At 35.9% G+C, this 16780-nt stretch carries 16 protein-coding genes and 1 pseudogene; 10 read left to right on the top strand and 7 right to left on the bottom strand.

The genetic code is table 11. From position 1 onward, the window contains the following. Positions 1–29: 29 nt before the first annotated feature. From A8F95_RS15160 to A8F95_RS15150, 3 genes are all read right to left on the bottom strand, one after another. Positions 30–551 carry a GNAT family N-acetyltransferase gene (locus A8F95_RS15160; RefSeq protein ID WP_065411273.1) on the bottom strand — a complete coding sequence of 174 codons (522 nt, stop codon included), beginning with the start codon at positions 549–551 and terminating at the stop codon, positions 30–32. Positions 552–641: 90 nt separating this feature from the next. After that, entirely contained in the window at positions 642–1238 is a 597-nt protein-coding gene (locus A8F95_RS15155) for a TetR/AcrR family transcriptional regulator (protein ID WP_065411272.1), read from the bottom strand. Positions 1239–1255: 17 nt separating this feature from the next. Next, positions 1256–1903 carry a VC0807 family protein gene (locus tag A8F95_RS15150; RefSeq protein ID WP_065411271.1) on the bottom strand — a complete coding sequence of 216 codons (648 nt, stop codon included), beginning with the start codon at positions 1901–1903 and terminating at the stop codon, positions 1256–1258. A 275-nt stretch (positions 1904–2178) separates the two neighbouring features. Between A8F95_RS15150 and A8F95_RS23095 the strand changes: the two genes are divergently transcribed. Together A8F95_RS23095 and A8F95_RS15145 are read left to right on the top strand one after the other, a co-directional pair. Beyond that, on the top strand, positions 2179–2385 hold the full coding sequence (locus tag A8F95_RS23095; protein WP_245671361.1) for a hypothetical protein: 207 nt from the start codon (positions 2179–2181) through the stop codon (positions 2383–2385). Positions 2386–2636: 251 nt separating this feature from the next. Then, positions 2637–2759, top strand: a complete 123-nt coding sequence (locus tag A8F95_RS15145; protein WP_065411270.1) for a YjcZ family sporulation protein — start codon at positions 2637–2639, stop codon at positions 2757–2759. 722 nt (positions 2760–3481) lie between these two features. Here A8F95_RS15145 and A8F95_RS15140 read toward each other — a convergent pair. After that, entirely contained in the window at positions 3482–4585 is a 1104-nt protein-coding gene (locus tag A8F95_RS15140) for an ATP-binding protein (RefSeq protein WP_065411269.1), read from the bottom strand. Positions 4586–4965: 380 nt separating this feature from the next. Between A8F95_RS15140 and A8F95_RS23420 the strand changes: the two genes are divergently transcribed. From A8F95_RS23420 to A8F95_RS15125, 4 genes are all read left to right on the top strand, one after another. Next, positions 4966–5049: a putative holin-like toxin gene (locus tag A8F95_RS23420; RefSeq protein WP_425415008.1), complete on the top strand. Its 84-nt coding sequence runs from the start codon at positions 4966–4968 to the stop codon at positions 5047–5049. A gap of 748 nt (positions 5050–5797) precedes the next feature. Then, complete coding sequence (locus tag A8F95_RS15135; protein WP_065411268.1) at positions 5798–6160, top strand: group I truncated hemoglobin; 363 nt, start codon at positions 5798–5800, stop codon at positions 6158–6160. 245 nt (positions 6161–6405) lie between these two features. Then, a complete protein-coding gene (locus tag A8F95_RS15130) occupies positions 6406–6678 on the top strand; it encodes an HU family DNA-binding protein (protein ID WP_065411267.1) in 273 nt (90 codons plus the stop codon). A 421-nt stretch (positions 6679–7099) separates the two neighbouring features. Continuing rightward, positions 7100–8890: a methyl-accepting chemotaxis protein gene (locus A8F95_RS15125; protein WP_065411266.1), complete on the top strand. Its 1791-nt coding sequence runs from the start codon at positions 7100–7102 to the stop codon at positions 8888–8890. A gap of 106 nt (positions 8891–8996) precedes the next feature. Here the strand turns inward: A8F95_RS15125 and A8F95_RS22615 are convergent, their stop codons facing one another. Continuing rightward, a complete protein-coding gene (locus A8F95_RS22615; RefSeq protein WP_176713722.1) occupies positions 8997–9161 on the bottom strand; it encodes a hypothetical protein in 165 nt (54 codons plus the stop codon). Positions 9162–9237: 76 nt separating this feature from the next. Then, positions 9238–10206 (bottom strand): NAD(P)-dependent alcohol dehydrogenase, encoded by a 969-nt coding sequence (locus A8F95_RS15120; protein WP_065411265.1) that lies wholly within the window; start codon positions 10204–10206, stop codon positions 9238–9240. Positions 10207–10598: 392 nt separating this feature from the next. On the opposite strand from A8F95_RS15120, the gene A8F95_RS15115 reads away from it, so the two are divergent. Further along, positions 10599–11480, top strand: a complete 882-nt coding sequence (locus tag A8F95_RS15115) for a serine hydrolase domain-containing protein (RefSeq protein WP_065411264.1) — start codon at positions 10599–10601, stop codon at positions 11478–11480. Between the two features lie 781 nt (positions 11481–12261). Here the strand turns inward: A8F95_RS15115 and A8F95_RS15105 are convergent. Further along, complete coding sequence (locus tag A8F95_RS15105; RefSeq protein ID WP_065411262.1) at positions 12262–13662, bottom strand: MFS transporter; 1401 nt, start codon at positions 13660–13662, stop codon at positions 12262–12264. 592 nt (positions 13663–14254) lie between these two features. Between A8F95_RS15105 and A8F95_RS22610 the strand changes: the two genes are divergently transcribed. The 3 genes and pseudogenes from A8F95_RS22610 to A8F95_RS15090 all read left to right on the top strand — a co-directional run bounded on the left by A8F95_RS22610 (position 14255) and on the right by A8F95_RS15090 (position 16729). Next, positions 14255–14434, top strand: a complete 180-nt coding sequence (locus tag A8F95_RS22610) for a hypothetical protein (RefSeq protein ID WP_176713721.1) — start codon at positions 14255–14257, stop codon at positions 14432–14434. A gap of 1093 nt (positions 14435–15527) precedes the next feature. Then, positions 15528–15641: pseudogene (locus tag A8F95_RS21955) on the top strand (dihydrofolate reductase family protein); the annotation flags it as partial. A gap of 248 nt (positions 15642–15889) precedes the next feature. Further along, positions 15890–16729: a YitT family protein gene (locus A8F95_RS15090; protein ID WP_065411259.1), complete on the top strand. Its 840-nt coding sequence runs from the start codon at positions 15890–15892 to the stop codon at positions 16727–16729. Positions 16730–16780 lie beyond the last annotated feature (51 nt).

Raw genomic sequence — 16780 nt, 5'->3', positions numbered from 1 at the left:
TACTTTTTTCCACCGCGTATCACTCCTATTTAATTTATAGTTGAAATGATTTTTTCAAAACATAAATATGGCACTTTTCTTAATGGAAACTTAACTGTCCCTCTTATTTGATAACCAGCTCTTTCATACATTCCAACAGCCTCAGGATTTTGGGCATATACGTCCAAACGAATGCTCGTATATCCTTTTTTAAAAGCATATTCTTTAGCAAAGTTTAAAAGTTTTTTTCCAATTCCCTTGCCTTGATGGAGAGGATGAACAGCTAATCGGTGAATGATGAATGGCCTGCCTGATTGTTCCTCCCAGTGGAGTTTCAAATACTGTTTGCTTTGGTTCATATTGAGAACAATGGTACCGATCAAGTGATGTTCTTCTTTCACTCCAAAAAGAGTGCCATTTTTTAAATCATTCTTTATAACAAAATGATTAGGGTAAAAATAGTCCCATTGATGAATCCCTTTTTTTCTTAAATCGGAAGTGATATCAGCGTAAAACTGCTTCACTTGGGCTAATTCTTGTAAGTTGATTGTGTGGATTGCTAAGAATTCCATACCTGACACCTCTTAGTAAAAAGTAAACTGATAGATGGTATGTAGAAGGAGGCGGAGAACCTTTTACGGATTTCACCCGATATCCTGTATCTATGACAATGTCTGAATGAGTAATTTAAAAATATCACTCGATGCGATTCGTTCATCTTCAGAGGAGGAAAGAAGTTGAGTTACTCTAAGGCCATAGGAAAAAGTCATAAATAAGGCGGCCATTTTCTCGGCATCGATCGTTGGGGGAATCACGCCATTTGTTTGCCCCATCTCGATCCATTGAATACCAGTTGACTTACTATATTGGTAAATACTATTTAAAATGCTTTTAACCTTTTCATCGTCTTGGCTTAACAAATAAATGAATATCAGATTCCCTACGTCATTTGTATTCTGTCTACTATGGAAAAATTCAGTGACCACCCCAAACTGGCCAGCATGAGCGGCACCGCTCATTTGGTGATGAACGATCTGATTGAATTTTTCATTCTCTTGTTCGATTTTGGATTTGAGAATAAGTCCAAACAATTCATCTTTACTGGCAACATAGTGATAAATGGCCCCTTTAGAAAGCCCAGTTCTTTCAATAATGTCTTTAAGTGTCGTATTTCTGCAGCCTTTTTCCAGAATAAGTTCCTCAGTGGCTAATAAAATCGTCTGAAATGTTGGGTTATCATGAGAAGTTGGATTAGACATTTTTGTATTCTCCTTATTCAATTTCTTGAGGCTATTAATAAATCTAAGCGCGTTTTTGCAAATCTGCGATAGATGACTGTCCATAAAATCGTTCCCCCGATTACACTGTAGAAAACGATTTGGGAAACGGCTAAGAAAGCAGGAGTCGACAGCTCATATACTAAAATTGTTTTAATAACTGCTTCAACCAAAAGGGCCATTCCCCATACAGCAGTCATTACTCTTAGGACAAAGCGAAAATAGGGGAACTCCCAGTGACTCGCAAACTTGCCTTTCTGCTCCGACTCATCACTTGAGCTGAATCTAATGGCAAAATGATAAATGAGCGGTTTTGAATAAAAAAGAGAACCGATAAAGATAAGTCCTAATATTCCCGTTACTAGCGATTCCCTCATTAAAATTAATTTCTCGCTGCCGCCTAATAAAAACGCCAATAAACTCAGAACAAAACCGGTCAACATAAACAACCCAAAAGCATCGGCTTTCCGATGTTTCACAATATGATAGAGGTTATCTAGAAGTGGAACCGAAGTGGCAAGCAGCAGTGAAACAAAACTTGAGAAATGATTCAAGAACACATGATACAGGACAACAGGTACGAGTCCATTTATGAAGATACTCCCTATAACGGATTGAATGACCTTTCTTTTGGAGGCTAACTTCAAGTTGATCTCTCCTTACCATTTTTTCATTTATATTCCAACAATACAAACCGACCGTCGGTTTGTCAATTGTTTTTTGAAAAATTAGATAGGTGAGTGTTTTAAAATGTCAGTTCGGCAGGCGCGGCAAGCGGTGCAGTCTATCTGCTCTATTTGGCTGGGCAAGTTGGTTTACATACAAGTACTGAAAAAAATCTGAAGATGTACAATCTTCTTTTTTATCAGGCTTTATCTTTCAGATGATCAATGTAAAAAGCATTTTGTTCTTTTTAACCGTGATGAGTGCTTTTATTTTACCGTTTAATCACTCACTTACATCCATCGTACTGTATTTAACTGTAACCATTCTTCTAGGATGGACAGCGTTGCTTCTATGGTCAGGATTCGGTTCGATATTTAAAGATTTTTTCTCTAAATATGACAAGTCCTTTCGACTGATTATGTCTTTGTTACTGCTTTATTCTTCGATCACTATTTTTCTTTAAAGTGATAGAGGGGAGTGAAGAGTTTCTGTTTTTTGAGTGAAGGGGTGTTTTAGTGTAATAGTGAAGAAAATGAATGAGAAATATAGCATGTCCATTATCCTCCGATGTTCGGCAAAGCAAGGTTAATAGGTTAATTAACAAAATGTACAATACCTAATTTCCTTTTTTTTATATACTTACATGTTTGTCCATTTCAAAGAGAACAAGCTTTGCATAACATGTACTAACCCATTAAAAAGGAGGTGCTGTTTATGTCATGCTATTACGGCGGTGGATCTAGCGGCGGTGGATATGGCAGCAGTTTTGTTCTGATTGTCGTCCTCTTCATCCTATTAATTATTGTTGGTGCAACTTTCATGAGCGGTAGCTACTAATTTTTAAAATGTAGGAACCAACCTATTCCAAACTCAAAGCCCAAAACCAATTCCTTCACTTACCATTGAAGCGTCAGACGACGCTTCTTTTATTTATCTTTAAAACTGCCTAATTTTATAAACTTAATGTCCTGCTTGTCACAAAACGGGCAGCTAGCAGGTTCCTTCTCGTCCCTTGCCGCAATCTTATTAACACAGCTTCGTACATAGATATCCACGATCACGGTGAGCCTTCTTGTTTTCGATATTTAATCACCTAAATACACCTTTAATAAGCGTTTACAAACTCTACCGAATCCTCCCATTCAGCATCTTTGCTTTTTCATACTTAACGGAGCTGTCGAACGGACTAAAGACTTCTTTGCATTATGGTATGTTCTGAGGTATCTTTCTTTATTTTCAGCCAGAGAGTATTCCCTAACTTTGTAGTCAGGGAAGAAAAGGGGAAAGCAACAGCTTATTCCTTTTTATTAGTGGTGCCCCCGCAAGCGGATGAACTTGTCTGGAGCTATAGAGGACATTCGGCAGTTGATTCATGATCAGTCTGATTGTATCCTTGGTCACATGACCGCCGAGTGGCATAAACGATGAGGTAATAAGTTAAAATAGGGTATGTCAAAGAATAAGCGAGTTCAGCTTCTCATGAGAAGCTGGAAGGAAGAGTATTTAAGTATACTAATCCTCCCGCTGTCGGGTACTGATTATGATAGCCGCTGAACTGGCTAGCCCTGTAATTGTTGATGGTCGAAAACCATGGGCAAATTGATTTTAACAGTTGTTCCTTCACCAAGTTGACTATTAATTTCTATGGTACCATTATGGTTTTCTATAATTCGTTTGCACATCATAAGCCCTAAACCTGTCCCTTTTTCTTTTGTTGTGTAGAAAGGTTCGAACAGCCTTTTCTGTCTCTCTTGTGATATTCCGCTCCCTTTATCGGTAATTTCTATTAAGAAACTATCGCTGTGCCTATTTTTAAGGGAAATGACTATTTCTTGTATAGAAGGATCTGTAGTCGCTTCAATCGCATTTTGGATCAAGTTCATCAGCACTTGTGTTATCTGATTGGGATCGCATTGAATAGTAAGTGTCTGATCGAAATGAATAGATTCAATAAGGTGAACGCCATTTAAAGTAGCTTGAGGTTTCATAAATTCTACAACATGAGAGACCAAAGCCTTGATATCCGTTTCTCTAGTCTTCATGTTTTCTTTAGGCTTAGCGATAAATATAAATTCGTTTACGATGGCATTAATTCTGTTTAATTCAGTAAGAACAATTTCAATATAACTATCTATTGTTTTGTCATTTGAAAGTTCCTTAATCATTTGTGCAAAGCCTGTTACAGACGTTAAAGGATTACGAATTTCATGGGCAACTCCAGCTGCTAGTTCACCAATTAACGAAAGCTTTTCCAGCTCTTGAATCTTGAGAGTATTCTTGCGGTGCTCAGTAATCTCTATGGCTGTGCCATTTACTTCAATAACTTGTGAATTGACAATTACTGGAGTTAATGAAGAAAGATAATGGAATCCCTTTAAGTTTCCTTCATAATTAATAATGCTGCCATTCCAGGCTTTCTCATAACAAGATTGTTTCTCATCTGCCTGATTTTCAGGTAATAGTTCATGCAAAGTTTTACCAACAATTAGTGAAGGGGGGATATTTACTTTTTTAAGAAAATCACCTTCCGCAAACGTATGGATGAATTTATTGTTTTTCTTTATGAATTTAAAAACAAATCCATTATGTTTTGGAATAAGATTTTGGTAATCAACAAAAACGTTAGAAATATTCTGAAAATCGCCGACATTATAATGAGTCATATTGATATCCCCCGGTCATTATGATGATGAATGAATTCAATTTATGGTAATTTTGTAATTTTTTTTATTATACACTAATTTTGGCTGTGTTTCTTATGGAATTAAATTTAGCTATAAAAACACCCCCACAAATATTAATTTTGTGTCTAACATTTACAGGGTAGTTCAAATGGAAAAATGAGTGTAGAGGGAGATAGAATATAAATAATCAGTTTGTCTGTAAGGCAATGATTTAGGTGATCGTTCAATAACTAAAGGTTATGTTTTTAGAAACAAACGTTCCTGCTGAAAAAATGATATAATAATAGCAACAATAGTATAGGTTTTCTCAAGGGTGGTCGGCACTCTCCTCCATTTTTAGCGGAGGGAGGTGATGCCGCATGACAGTATATGAAACCTTAATGATTACACTTGCTTTCGCGAGTTTGATCGTATCTATTCTGTCATTTCATAAAAAAGACTAAAACCGCCCTTGAGATTGGCCCCTCATGGCGGTTTTAGTAACTTAGCTATTTGTGTGTCGATCCCTCTAATGGGAACCTGCTATTGTATGGCCGTTTTGATGTTCCAGCATCGAAACGGTCTTTTTTAATGTATACAGTTCTATTGTTATTATACCCCATTGCTTAAATTTTGAAAACATTTGAATTAGGAAAAGACCTTGAGAGAAGAGTGCTTTCTACGTTTTTTTGTGGCCGTTTACGTTCAAAAAAATCATTTGGTGTTAATTAGAACCATACTTTCGTTCCATGAAATTTAGGGGTTGGCAGATAGTTTCTTTCTTTACTAGGCTTACAATAAAGAGACTTTCTTGACACTTTGTTTTGTCAGGCTTTGCCTAGCCCCCAACTACGTTGGGGACAAAAATCCCTTATACTCTTTTCTATTGCTATTAAGAGAATAGCCTAAGAATGAGAGGGTGAAAGTAATATTTGAACGTCTAGAAAGAAATTTTAAAGGCGGCCTTATTGAGGGCGTACAGTGAAGCGTTTTTCGGATCTTTTCTTATAGACGTGATACATATTTGTCCTAATAGGTTATATAAAAACTAGATTTAGGACTGTCTATGAAAATGTTTAGTATGTTCAATATGCTTAAAGACAGTACTGAATAAAAAATGGAATATTAACGATTAATTACAATTTATAGGGATTACACCTGATCCTCTTGGGGAAAATGTTATTATAAACATCTAGATAGGGGTGCAAATTAATGGAACAAACACTTTATGAAAAAGTTGGCGGAGAAGAAGCTGTTGCAAAAGTTGTGGACTATTTTTATTCCGAATTGGTTCTTAAAGATGATACAGTTAGTCACTTTTTTGAACACACAGATATGGAAAAACAGCGTCGTCATCAGACAAAATTTATTAGTTTTGCGTTAGGCGGACCTAATCAGTATTCAGGAAAATCAATGGCAAAAGCACACGAAGGAATGAATCTACAGCCAGCCCATTTTGATGCTATTGCAAAACATCTTCATGATGCGCTTGCTCACTTTGGTGTAAGTGAAGCAGACATAGACAAAGCTTTAAGTAAAGTTGCTTCATTAAGAGAGGATATTATTTATAAGTGACTGGCTGTATTAGTGGATGGATTATTTGAAGAAAGTAAAATATGAATTTTCATTTGAATTGCAACATAAATATCATCATGTTGGATGGAAAACGCCCTAGCTGCTCAAAGCAGCTAGGGCGTTTAATATATAATAAGAAATTTCTCTTTCGTTTATCTAATCTTATTCAGTGACAAACGTATAGAACATATGTTATGTTTTAATCTCTACATAATGCCCAAAGTAAAAAGAAGAGGTGTTTAAATATGAATAAGACAGAATTAGTAAACGTTGTTGCAGAGAAAACCGAGTTAAGTAAACAAGATGCTACAAAAGCTGTGAACGCATTATTTGAAACGATTTCTAATACACTTGCTAAGGAAGAGAAAATCCAGTTAATCGGATTTGGAACATTTGAAGTACGTGAACGTGCAGCTCGAACAGGCCGTAATCCACAAACTGGAGGAGAAATTCAGATTGCTGCTTCTAAAATTCCTGCTTTTAAACCAGGTAAGGAATTGAAAGAAGCTGTGAAATAAACTTATATTTCTATAACCGTATATTATAGAAAGGCTCTAGGGGATTACCCCCTAGAGCCTGTTTTCATTTTATGGATCCCTTGAAAATAATCTCTAAATCGTAGACATACTGATCATGTTCTTTTTTAGGCTGCGAGTATGAATACGTCAAAGTTTGGAATATTACTTGCAGCTATCTTGAGTTTTTCATATCAGAACCGATTCTTCAGGAAGTTTTTTATAAGGATTAGGTAATCCGTTATGGTGTTTTTTATCTTACTTTACTAGTTTTCTCCCAAGCATCTCATTATTCAAAGAATCTTTGCAATAGAGATAAGATTAAATTTACTAAAATTGCTTTTTAAAATAACTTCATACAACTTTTACACGAGATTTACAATAGAATGCCATACTTAAAGATAGGTCGAAAGGTGGGGATAAAATGAACTGGAAGTACGGTATTCATATTGAGAAAAGAACACATCTATTTAAATGGAAACGAAAGTTACATCCAAAACAGAAACAAAAGAGATGGACATTACAAAGCAGATTGCTTATAAGCATTTTAAGTTTATTTATCATGTCAACCGGAATGCTTGGTTTTGTTTCTTATGAAAAATCACGTAACACTGCTATTCGTATTACCGAAAACCGTCTGGAGCGTGAAGCTTTTTCGATGTCTGAGATTGCTCAAAGTTTGATGTTTACGTTTATTAACGATGAAGAAGAATTTTTGAAGAAATTTAACTCTACAATTAAATTACAAGCTGCTCAATTAGCACAAGACGGTCTGTCGGGTCACTTTTTCTTACTAAAACAAAGTGAGGTAATACCGTTTACTGTCAGTGAAGGAAGTCGTTTAGCTTTCCCGGAAAACGTCCTAGGGTCGGTAAGAAAACAAGAAAAAGGGATTCTTCACTTTGAGTTTCAAGGGAGTGATTATACGCTGACATTTAAAAAAATACCTGAGTTAAAAGGGATTTATTTATTGGCTGTTCCGACTGCGGATTATTTAGGCCCCATTAACCAGTTAGCAGTATTTATGCTCATTACTTCTATTATCAGTGTCCTTATTACGTCTATTGTTATTATATTATTAGTGAGAAGTGTGACAAAACCATTAAGCACCATACAAAAAGTGATCCGAAAGGTACGAGACGGGGATTTGAGTGAACAAATTATGCTCAATACTTCTGTTCCTGAAATTTCTTCCCTTATAAAAAGCTTAAATCAAATGATTGGGCAAATGAAAATGATGCTTGACCAACTTTATGACACAACCGCCGCTTTACATGAAACAGGGGATGAATTGAAGGGTGCCTCTGAAAATGCGTTGTATTTTAATAATGAACTGAAAGAATCAATTTTTACAGTAAAAGAAGGGGCGGAACAAACGGCTATCAGTTCTGAAAAAAGTATTGGCATGTTTCAGGAAATGAAGGAGAAAATCCATCATATGCTCTCAAACATGAACACTATCGCGCGCACATCGGAACACATGAATTACCGGGCCTCTCAAGGGGAGCAGGATATCGTTCACATGATTACGTCAATGAATCAGTTTGAGAAAGAATTTATAACCATGACTGATACTATTAACACGGTAAAAGAACACTCGCTATCAATTGCGAGTATTGTCAATATAATTCAACAATTTGCAGAGCAAACCAAGCTGCTTGCTTTGAATGCAGCAATAGAGGCAGCAAGAGCTGGGGAATCAGGAAAAGGGTTTGCCGTTGTGGCGGGGGAAGTCAGAAAATTAGCCGACCAATCGAAGGGGGCCACCGAGGAAATTACACGACTCATTCAGTCGATGGAAGAAATATCCGTGAAAGCTTCTGAAGAATTTCATCATATGCTTCAAAAAAGTCAGCTTAATGCTAACATTTCGTTTCAATCTAAACAAACGTTTGATCATTTGATGGAGGAGATTAAGAAAGTTAATGAAGAACTTGAGAAAATGAAGGAGGAATGTAATCTCATTTCTTTAGCTTTGCCTGAAATAGAACAGTCCGCTGAGAGCTTTGCATCTGTGTCACAAGAAACACTAGCCAGTACTGAGCAAATGTTAGCTAATTCTAAAGAACAAATTGAACACATGAATCATACCCACGAAACGGGAATGAAGTTAACAGAACTAGCATCATCCTTAACAGATATTACGACTGAGTTCATTATACATAAACAAGATATGCTGTCTAGTAGTCCCATGAGGTCAAAAGCAGAAGCGTAATAGTATAGAGGTTCTGATAAAAAGATTGGATTTGTTTAAAAGAGTATATAAATTTTCTAACTGGTTTTCTTCTTAAACAGCGATCCAAATAGTTATTGAACGAATTTCACTTGGTTTGAACAGACTTGTCTTGTAAAGCAAGCTGTTCTTTTTTCATAGTAGGGATCTCTTTTATTACGGAAATAGCAAATTTCGCTAAGTGAAAGGCTTTGATCACGTTTCCCCATGGTATTGAGTTATAGCCAATTGGTTCATGTAAAATCATGGTCATGACCAAGAATACGAGTAAATTTATTCAGTTTATTTTTCATAAGCAGGAATGGTTAGGGGGGATGGTCAGCTTTAAATTATATAGTAATTACCACTTTACCTTGAGCGTGACCTTCTTGAAAATATTTGAATGCTTCCGTTACTTCACTTAACTCAAATCGTTTATCAATTATTGGCTTTACTTTTCCAGTCTCAAGTAATTCTTTTACGTAATTTAGGTCCTTTTGGTTTGCTCTCTGTAACAGGTTACTTATTTTCTTGCTTCCAGTCATTGAAATAAAAGGTCCAAGAACTAACGCTTGAAAAAATTGAGATTCGGAACCTCCTATGTGGACAAAACTACCATTTGGTTTTAATGCTCGTTTATAAGCTGATATGGAATTAGAACCATTCACACCAAGAATCAAGTCATAATACTCCTCATTTTTTGTGAAATCCTCTTTTGTATAATCAATGACATGGTCTGCTCCTATCGAATGCAATATGTCTAAATTTCTTGTACTGCATACCCCTGTTACTTCAGCCCCGAATGATTTGGCAATTTGCACCGCGAAAGTACCGACACCACCAGATGCCCCATAAATTAATACTTTCTGTCCCGGCTTAATTTTACCTTTATTACGTAGTCCCTGTAAGGCAGTCACACTTGCCATAGGTGTCGCAGCAGCTTCCTCGAAGGAGATATTGGCTGGTTTTAAGGCCAGAGTATATTCGGGAACAGTTACATATTCAGCAAAACCGCCCCAGCCACAACCAGAGAGGTCACCAAAAACTTCATCACCTGCTTGAAACAGCTTAACCTCTTTACCGACAGCTTCAACTTTACCAGCTATGTCACCTCCTGGTATGGAGTATTTTGGTCTTATTAGTCCGAAAGCAAAGCGAGCTAAGAAAGGTTTGCCTTTCAAGAGAACCAAGTTACCAAAGTTCAAGGACGCTGAATGAACTTTCACCAATACTTGATTCTCAGTAGGTAAAGGTTTTTTTATCTCTTTTAATTCAAGTACATCAGGTGAACCATATTTATCGCAAACTATAGCTTTCATAAAAACTTCCTCCAATTTTATTATTGTATTTAAAAAGAAAGGAACCATAACAGAAAGTTAGTGAAGTGTTATTATGTAATTATTTATACGAAATAATAAATGAAAAGATTCAGCAAGTAAGCTAACTTGAAGTTAATATGCTTTTAATGTTTATGGTGAGAATCCGTCTATTCTCTTATCCGATTCATACGTTTCCTATGCTTGTGATGACAATGAAGTACATCTCTTCTTTAAAATTTATTTTAAAGGAATTATTGACTTGACTATAGAAATTGAAACGGAAGAGACTATACAATTATTGAGGAAGGTCTGTTAAATAGGGCTAAATAGAATCAAAAGAAAATTGATATAGAAATCACCGGTTCTTCATGTTGCTTTTGGAGGGAAATTTGATGGAACATAACAACTATCTAGTGGACAAGAAAAATTACATTCATACTTATCTTTCGTATATGTTAGGAAATAGGTTTACAGTTGCATATAATGATTATCAATTCTTTTCAACCAAGAAACTGCCCTTAGATGATAATCCATATTTTTTTAAAGAATCTCCAAATAAACTGGAGTTTTCAACTCTTGAATACTTACATAAAGGTAAAAAAAGAATGGCTGACTTTAAACAATTTATGGAAAATACAGGTACTACTGCATTACTTATTATTAAAAATGATGCCGTTCTTTATGAAGATTATTTTAATGGACATAAAAGAGACACTCCTCAAAAGTTGTTCTCCATTACAAAATCATTTATTTCTGCTCTTATTGGAATTGCTATTACTGATGGCTATATAAAAAGTGTAGATGATTTCGTTTCTTCTTATATACCTGAACTAAAACTAAGAAATATCAGAATCAAACATCTTCTTCAAATGGACGCAGGAATAAAGTTCAAGGAAGGTCATTTTCCATGGAGAGACGAGGCAAAAGTTTATTTGTATCCGAATGCAAGGCAATTGGCACTGACCGTTGTAGAAGATACTAATGATACCTTTTTTCATTATAATGATTATCATTTGTTACTATTAGGGATTATTCTTGAAAGGACAACAGGCAAAAGTGTAACAGCCTTTTTTTATGAGAAGATATGGAGTCAGTTAGGAATGGAATTTCCGGGTTTTATGATAGTAGATAGTGAAAAGCATTCCTTTGAAAAGATTGAGAGCGGGTTGGTAATGACCGCAATCGATCTAGCTAAGTTCGGCAGTTTATACTTAAAAAATGGTGAATGGGAAGGGAAACAAATTATTAGCAAAATTGGATTAAAGAATCAGTAAGTCCAAATAATGTGCCATCTAATTGTGACCATTTCCGATATTATCAAAAACATCCTTGGGGAAAAATGTGGTTTAATCACAATAAGGCATATTATAAATATTTATGGTGGGGACATCTGAATAACAAAACGAATAATGACTATTTTGCTTTAGGGGCATTAGGTCAAGTTCTATACGTTAGCCCAGAAAACAATACACTTGCTATTCGTCTTGGAAGAAAATGGGGAGTTATGGACTGGTGGGCTACAATTTTATATAAATTAATAAATTCTTTAACCTGATTCCATCAGGCACTTAACTAAATCATTGTTGAATAGAAGATTGTGAAAGAGTGTACTTAAGTTAAAAGGGCTTTAGTTCAACAGGCTAAATTAAATAGAAGACTTGTCTCACAAAGCAGCGCTTTTGAAGAAAAATGCAAGATCTCTAAAAAAATTGGCGTGAACGGTACAGAAATTCAAGGGGCTTATAGCACGGGCTCTTCTTGAATTGCAGGATATTTTAAAATATAATTTAAAGGTTTTGTTAATGACGCCTAAGAATGAAGATATTTCCAGTTTAATAAGCAAGTTCGTGCTAGTACAGTGCAATACTTTGTAGACTTAATTCCTTTATATTTAAATTCTTTTGAATAAGTAGTCGGTTTTTTCCTCATAAACATTTCCCCCTCCTATGTAACAATAGTAGGGGGTTTCTTTACCTTAACCCGAAATATAGACGCTCTTTTTTTGAGTGTCTATATTTCGAGTGGTTCAATGGAATGGGGGGTTTTTCATTCAAATTATTCTTCTCTTTGTTCTGTATGCCACCATAATGAATCTTTTGGATTTTCGACAGCTTCTTTATACTCAGCCTTAGAAGCAACGGTTGGGTAAGACCCTTTTAGCGATTTTCCTGAAGTGCTCTTGAACAAGAACAGTATCACTAAAAATCCGATCACGCTCACGGCTGTTAGATAGAAAGCAGGCGCTAAGTTATTTCCTGTTTGGTGAACTAGCCATGTGGCAACTAACGGGGTAGTTCCGCCAAAAATTGAAACAGAGACATTAAAGGTCACAGATAATGTACGGTATCGAATATCGGTATAAAACATCGTTGGTAACGATCCAGGCATGGTGCCTTCATAAGTTGAAAGCAGAACACCTAGAATGAGAATGCCTAACGAAATGAATATTAAATCGTTTAAGTTTATTAAATAAAAAGCAAACGCAGATAATAAGGTTAATCCACCTAAACCAATTAAAAATACGGTTTTGTTTCCAATTTTATCGCTGAGTTTTCCAAACATGAAAGCAAGCGGCACCATAATAATCATGACAGCTGTAATTAATACGGTTCCTACCGTACTAGATAACCCAATAATTTCATTTAAGTAAGAAGGCATGTATGATAATAGCATATAGTTTGTAATATTAAAGAAGGCGACAGCTACAAAACACACGAGGATGTCTTTTTTGTGGTTTTTTAAAATAGATCGGAAGCTCTCTTCTTGGACGCCATCATCAGAAAGTTCATTTTCAAAAATCGGCGTTTCCTCTAGATTCTTTCTTAGGTACAAACCAACAAGTCCTAAAGGTAAGCCGAGCAGAAATGGTATTCTCCACCCCCATGAGGCCATTTGTTGATCAGATAGAGTGATAAAGAGTGTACTGGCAAGTAGTGAAGCTAAAATATAACCAGTGAGCGTGCCGATTTCTAATCCACTTCCAAGCATATTACGCTTATTGTCGGGAGAAGATTCTGCAATATAGACCATGGCACCAGCGTATTCGCCACCAGTTGAAAAACCCTGAATAATTCTAGCTATTAATAAGAGGATAGGCGCCCAAATGCCTATTTGATCATATGTAGGCAATAAGCCGATTAGTAACGTAGAGAATGCCATTAAAATAATCGTGGTTGTTAAAACGACTTTCCTTCCGGATTTATCTCCGATTTTACCAAATATAACACCACCTAATGGGCGCATTAAAAAGGCAATGGCAAATGTTGCAAATGTGAACACTAATTTGAGTTCATCATTCTCAACAGCAGTAAAAAAGTTTTGGCTAATAATAACCGCTAAATAGGAATATAAGCCAAAATCAAACCATTCCATAGCGTTTCCTACCCCTGTAGCAAACACGCTTTTCTTCGTTCGTTGAATATCTACAACGTTGATTTTTTTCTTGTTAAATTTCATTTTATTATGTCAACTCCATGGAATACAGATATGTAAGAATAAGAAATAAACTTACATTGGGGGTGCAAATAGATTTTGGGTGTTTTCTCCAATGAGATCATGTTTAGAATTTTGTTTTCTACAAGGCCAACTCGTTCTAGGTTAGGCAAATACGGTGCCCTGACATAAAGCCCTTTTAAAGAAGTAAACCCTTTAGCGTTTTGTATAATTGTGTGGTCTCCATGTAACCATTATTCATAATAGAGAGTAGCGACTGACCTATAGCTGTCGGCAAATGGGCTTTATTAGGCAGTAAACTTAACTTTGGATGTTAGTTATGTTGATACAAAAACAGAAAAATATTCGTTTTTTCTTACAGTAACCCCTCATGGGTGTTTTTATATTCCCTCGAAAAGGTTTATTAAGGGGGGGGACAGCATATTTCAAAACGCGTCTAATACTATGAGACATGAGGTCAACTAAGCGGTTGCCGCTATTTTTATTATGCCTACTTCTATACTTTTCTCTCCCCTTTATTACAAATGTTCCTAACGAAGAGAGAAGAGGGCCTGCCTGGTCATATACAGTATCAACCGAAGTTTCCCTAAATAGTATGAACAAGATTGAAATAAGAGAAATGTATGTACAAACGTATGACCTTCTTGATAGCGAGTATGGAGTAGCTGTTGATTCTTTTAGGGTGTTTTACGAGGAAAATGGCAGCGAATTAATCAAATCTAAAGAGTTGAACGGCTATGAAATACCAAAGGTTGATTTTTTTCGATACGAATGAGAAAATGACGATCATAACATGATTAAAGCAGTTGAAACAGGCTCATGCTATGAGTCTTTAACGGTGGAAATTGACTTTTCAAAGTAGTCATGTCTAAAGCCAAAACGAATATCTGGTGTTATAGTCAACGGTTTTGACCTGCTGTTGAACAGTAAAGGATCATGCTGCATGAAGGACATCCTGTTGTTTTTGCAAAATCTCTGAATGATCGTACACAGCTAAGGCGTTTAATGGACAGGGTGGGCGAATTATCTAACACCGCAATCCGTTTTTATCCAAAAAACCTTTTATTTGAAAAAACTATTATGTTATAGTTGCAGTAGAAATAAAATTAAATTATTTTTGAGAACTTAGAGACTGTTCTTAGTCACCTTCTCATCTTAGTAGAAGGGAGCATAGTAAGATATGTCTGTAAACCATACAAAAACAATGCTAGAAACTCTAAAAGAGTACCCTACTTGTGAAATATCACTAACTTTTAAACATGATGATGGTACACCACTATTTTCCATATGCTATCAAAAGAATGGTTATCAAATAACATATTTGGATAGTCTTATTACTAAAACGTATAATGATATTGAATGTACAATTTCAGCTATTGATAAAGCGCTGCAAAATAGTTACGAAAAACCTCTAATTAATTAGGGGTTTTTATTTTTTTGTTGCTTTTAAATAGCAGTTTGCGTCTACTAGTGTTCAGTAGAACAGAATGCTAATACATATAGATCTGCAAAGGTACAACCAATAGATGAAAAGGTTGGTAGATCATACCGACGAATAAAAGTAACTAATAGAAAGCATTTGCGGTGCCTAAAAACTTTATGAAGTTGTAATTTATGGATTCTTACCCTCCATTTCATATTTAATAAATAGCTATTCTTTAAGAGAGGTTCATGTAGCAATTTTCAAAACATTGAGCTGGGATTCTTTATCTCGGTAAAAGTTATCATTGATCTGACTTATGCCCCGCAGTCTAAAGTATATGGCTCTGAAAGTCATACGATAGCTATAGGGATAATGTAAATTTCAGAGCGTCTGTAATCATGCTCTATATAATGAAAATACGAAAGGTCCTGAGGGAGGAAAAACTATAGGCAATAACGGAAGACCGAGAAGAATCATTTTAGATTTAGCCGTTACGTTAAACGGTTTGATCGAAGGAGAAAACGGGGAAGTAGATTGGTGTATTATGGACCCTGAAATCTAAAGTCGTTGCCGGATTTATATAAAGAAATAAATTAATGCAGAAAGATAGCCGTCAATAAGTGTATAATGGTAAAAAGTTTTTAGCTTCCTAGAAAGTGAAGGAGGTTCAGGCAACAGCTAACGATTCGTTATACTAGATGCAGAGGTAAGCAGCTAAAAAGAGATGTGCGGGCACTATTCGTTTCTATGGCGGAGACGAAAGAACTGCCCGTTTGTTTTTCAAAAATTATATAAGCAGGTGTTAATGTGAAAAGAAGATTGTTGGATATTTTAACGATTATGGTAGGTTCCTTTATTTTTGCTTTGGCAATTAATGTCCTCATCATACCTACTAATCTTGGAGAAGGCGGAGTCACAGGGGTTGCGCTCATCCTTTACTATTTGTTTGAATGGTCTCCTGGGCTCGTAACTCTCGTGATAAATAGTCTTTTAATTGTGATTGGTTATAAGTTCTTAAGCAAGACCTCTGTTCTTTATACAATTATTGCTGTTATTTTTAACTCTCTCTTTCTCCATCTTAGTCATGATTGGCGGGTAGAGGCATCAGATATGCTAGTGAATGCGATATTTGGCGGTGTCCTCGCAGGGCTTGGTATCGGAATGGTGATTAGAACAGGCGGGACAACAGCCGGGACCACGATTCTTGCCCGCATTGCCAATAAATATTTTGGATGGAGTATTAGCTACGGGTTACTATTTTTTGATTTAATTGTGGTATTTTCCTCGTACTTTATTATTGGGACGGAGCGTCTGATGGTCACCATTGTCATGCTTTACGTCGGAACAAAAGTGATGGACTTTATTGTGGAAGGGATGAATCATAAAAAAGCGGTCACCATCATTTCGAAAAGTTATGAAGAAATTGCCGAACAAATTAATAAAAAAACACATCGAGGCATCACTGTACTCACGGGATACGGCTATTACATGAAGGACGATAAAAAAATTCTCTATGTTATTATCCACAAACAAGAAGTACTGATGCTTAAGAAAATCGTGAAGGCCATTGATGATGAAAGTTTTGTGGCTATCCATGATGTACGGGATGTTATCGGAAAAGGATTTATGGACAGTGCAAATGTGTAAAGAACACAATTAGCCTGAAATATCTTTATTAAAAGGGGAAGCACTAGCAAA

This window comes from Pseudobacillus wudalianchiensis, from assembly GCF_001685015.1.
GTDB classification, from domain to species: domain Bacteria; phylum Bacillota; class Bacilli; order Bacillales; family Domibacillaceae; genus Pseudobacillus; species Pseudobacillus wudalianchiensis.
Note: the sequence above shows the minus strand (reverse complement) of the source record. Positions and strands in the feature narration are given on the sequence as shown.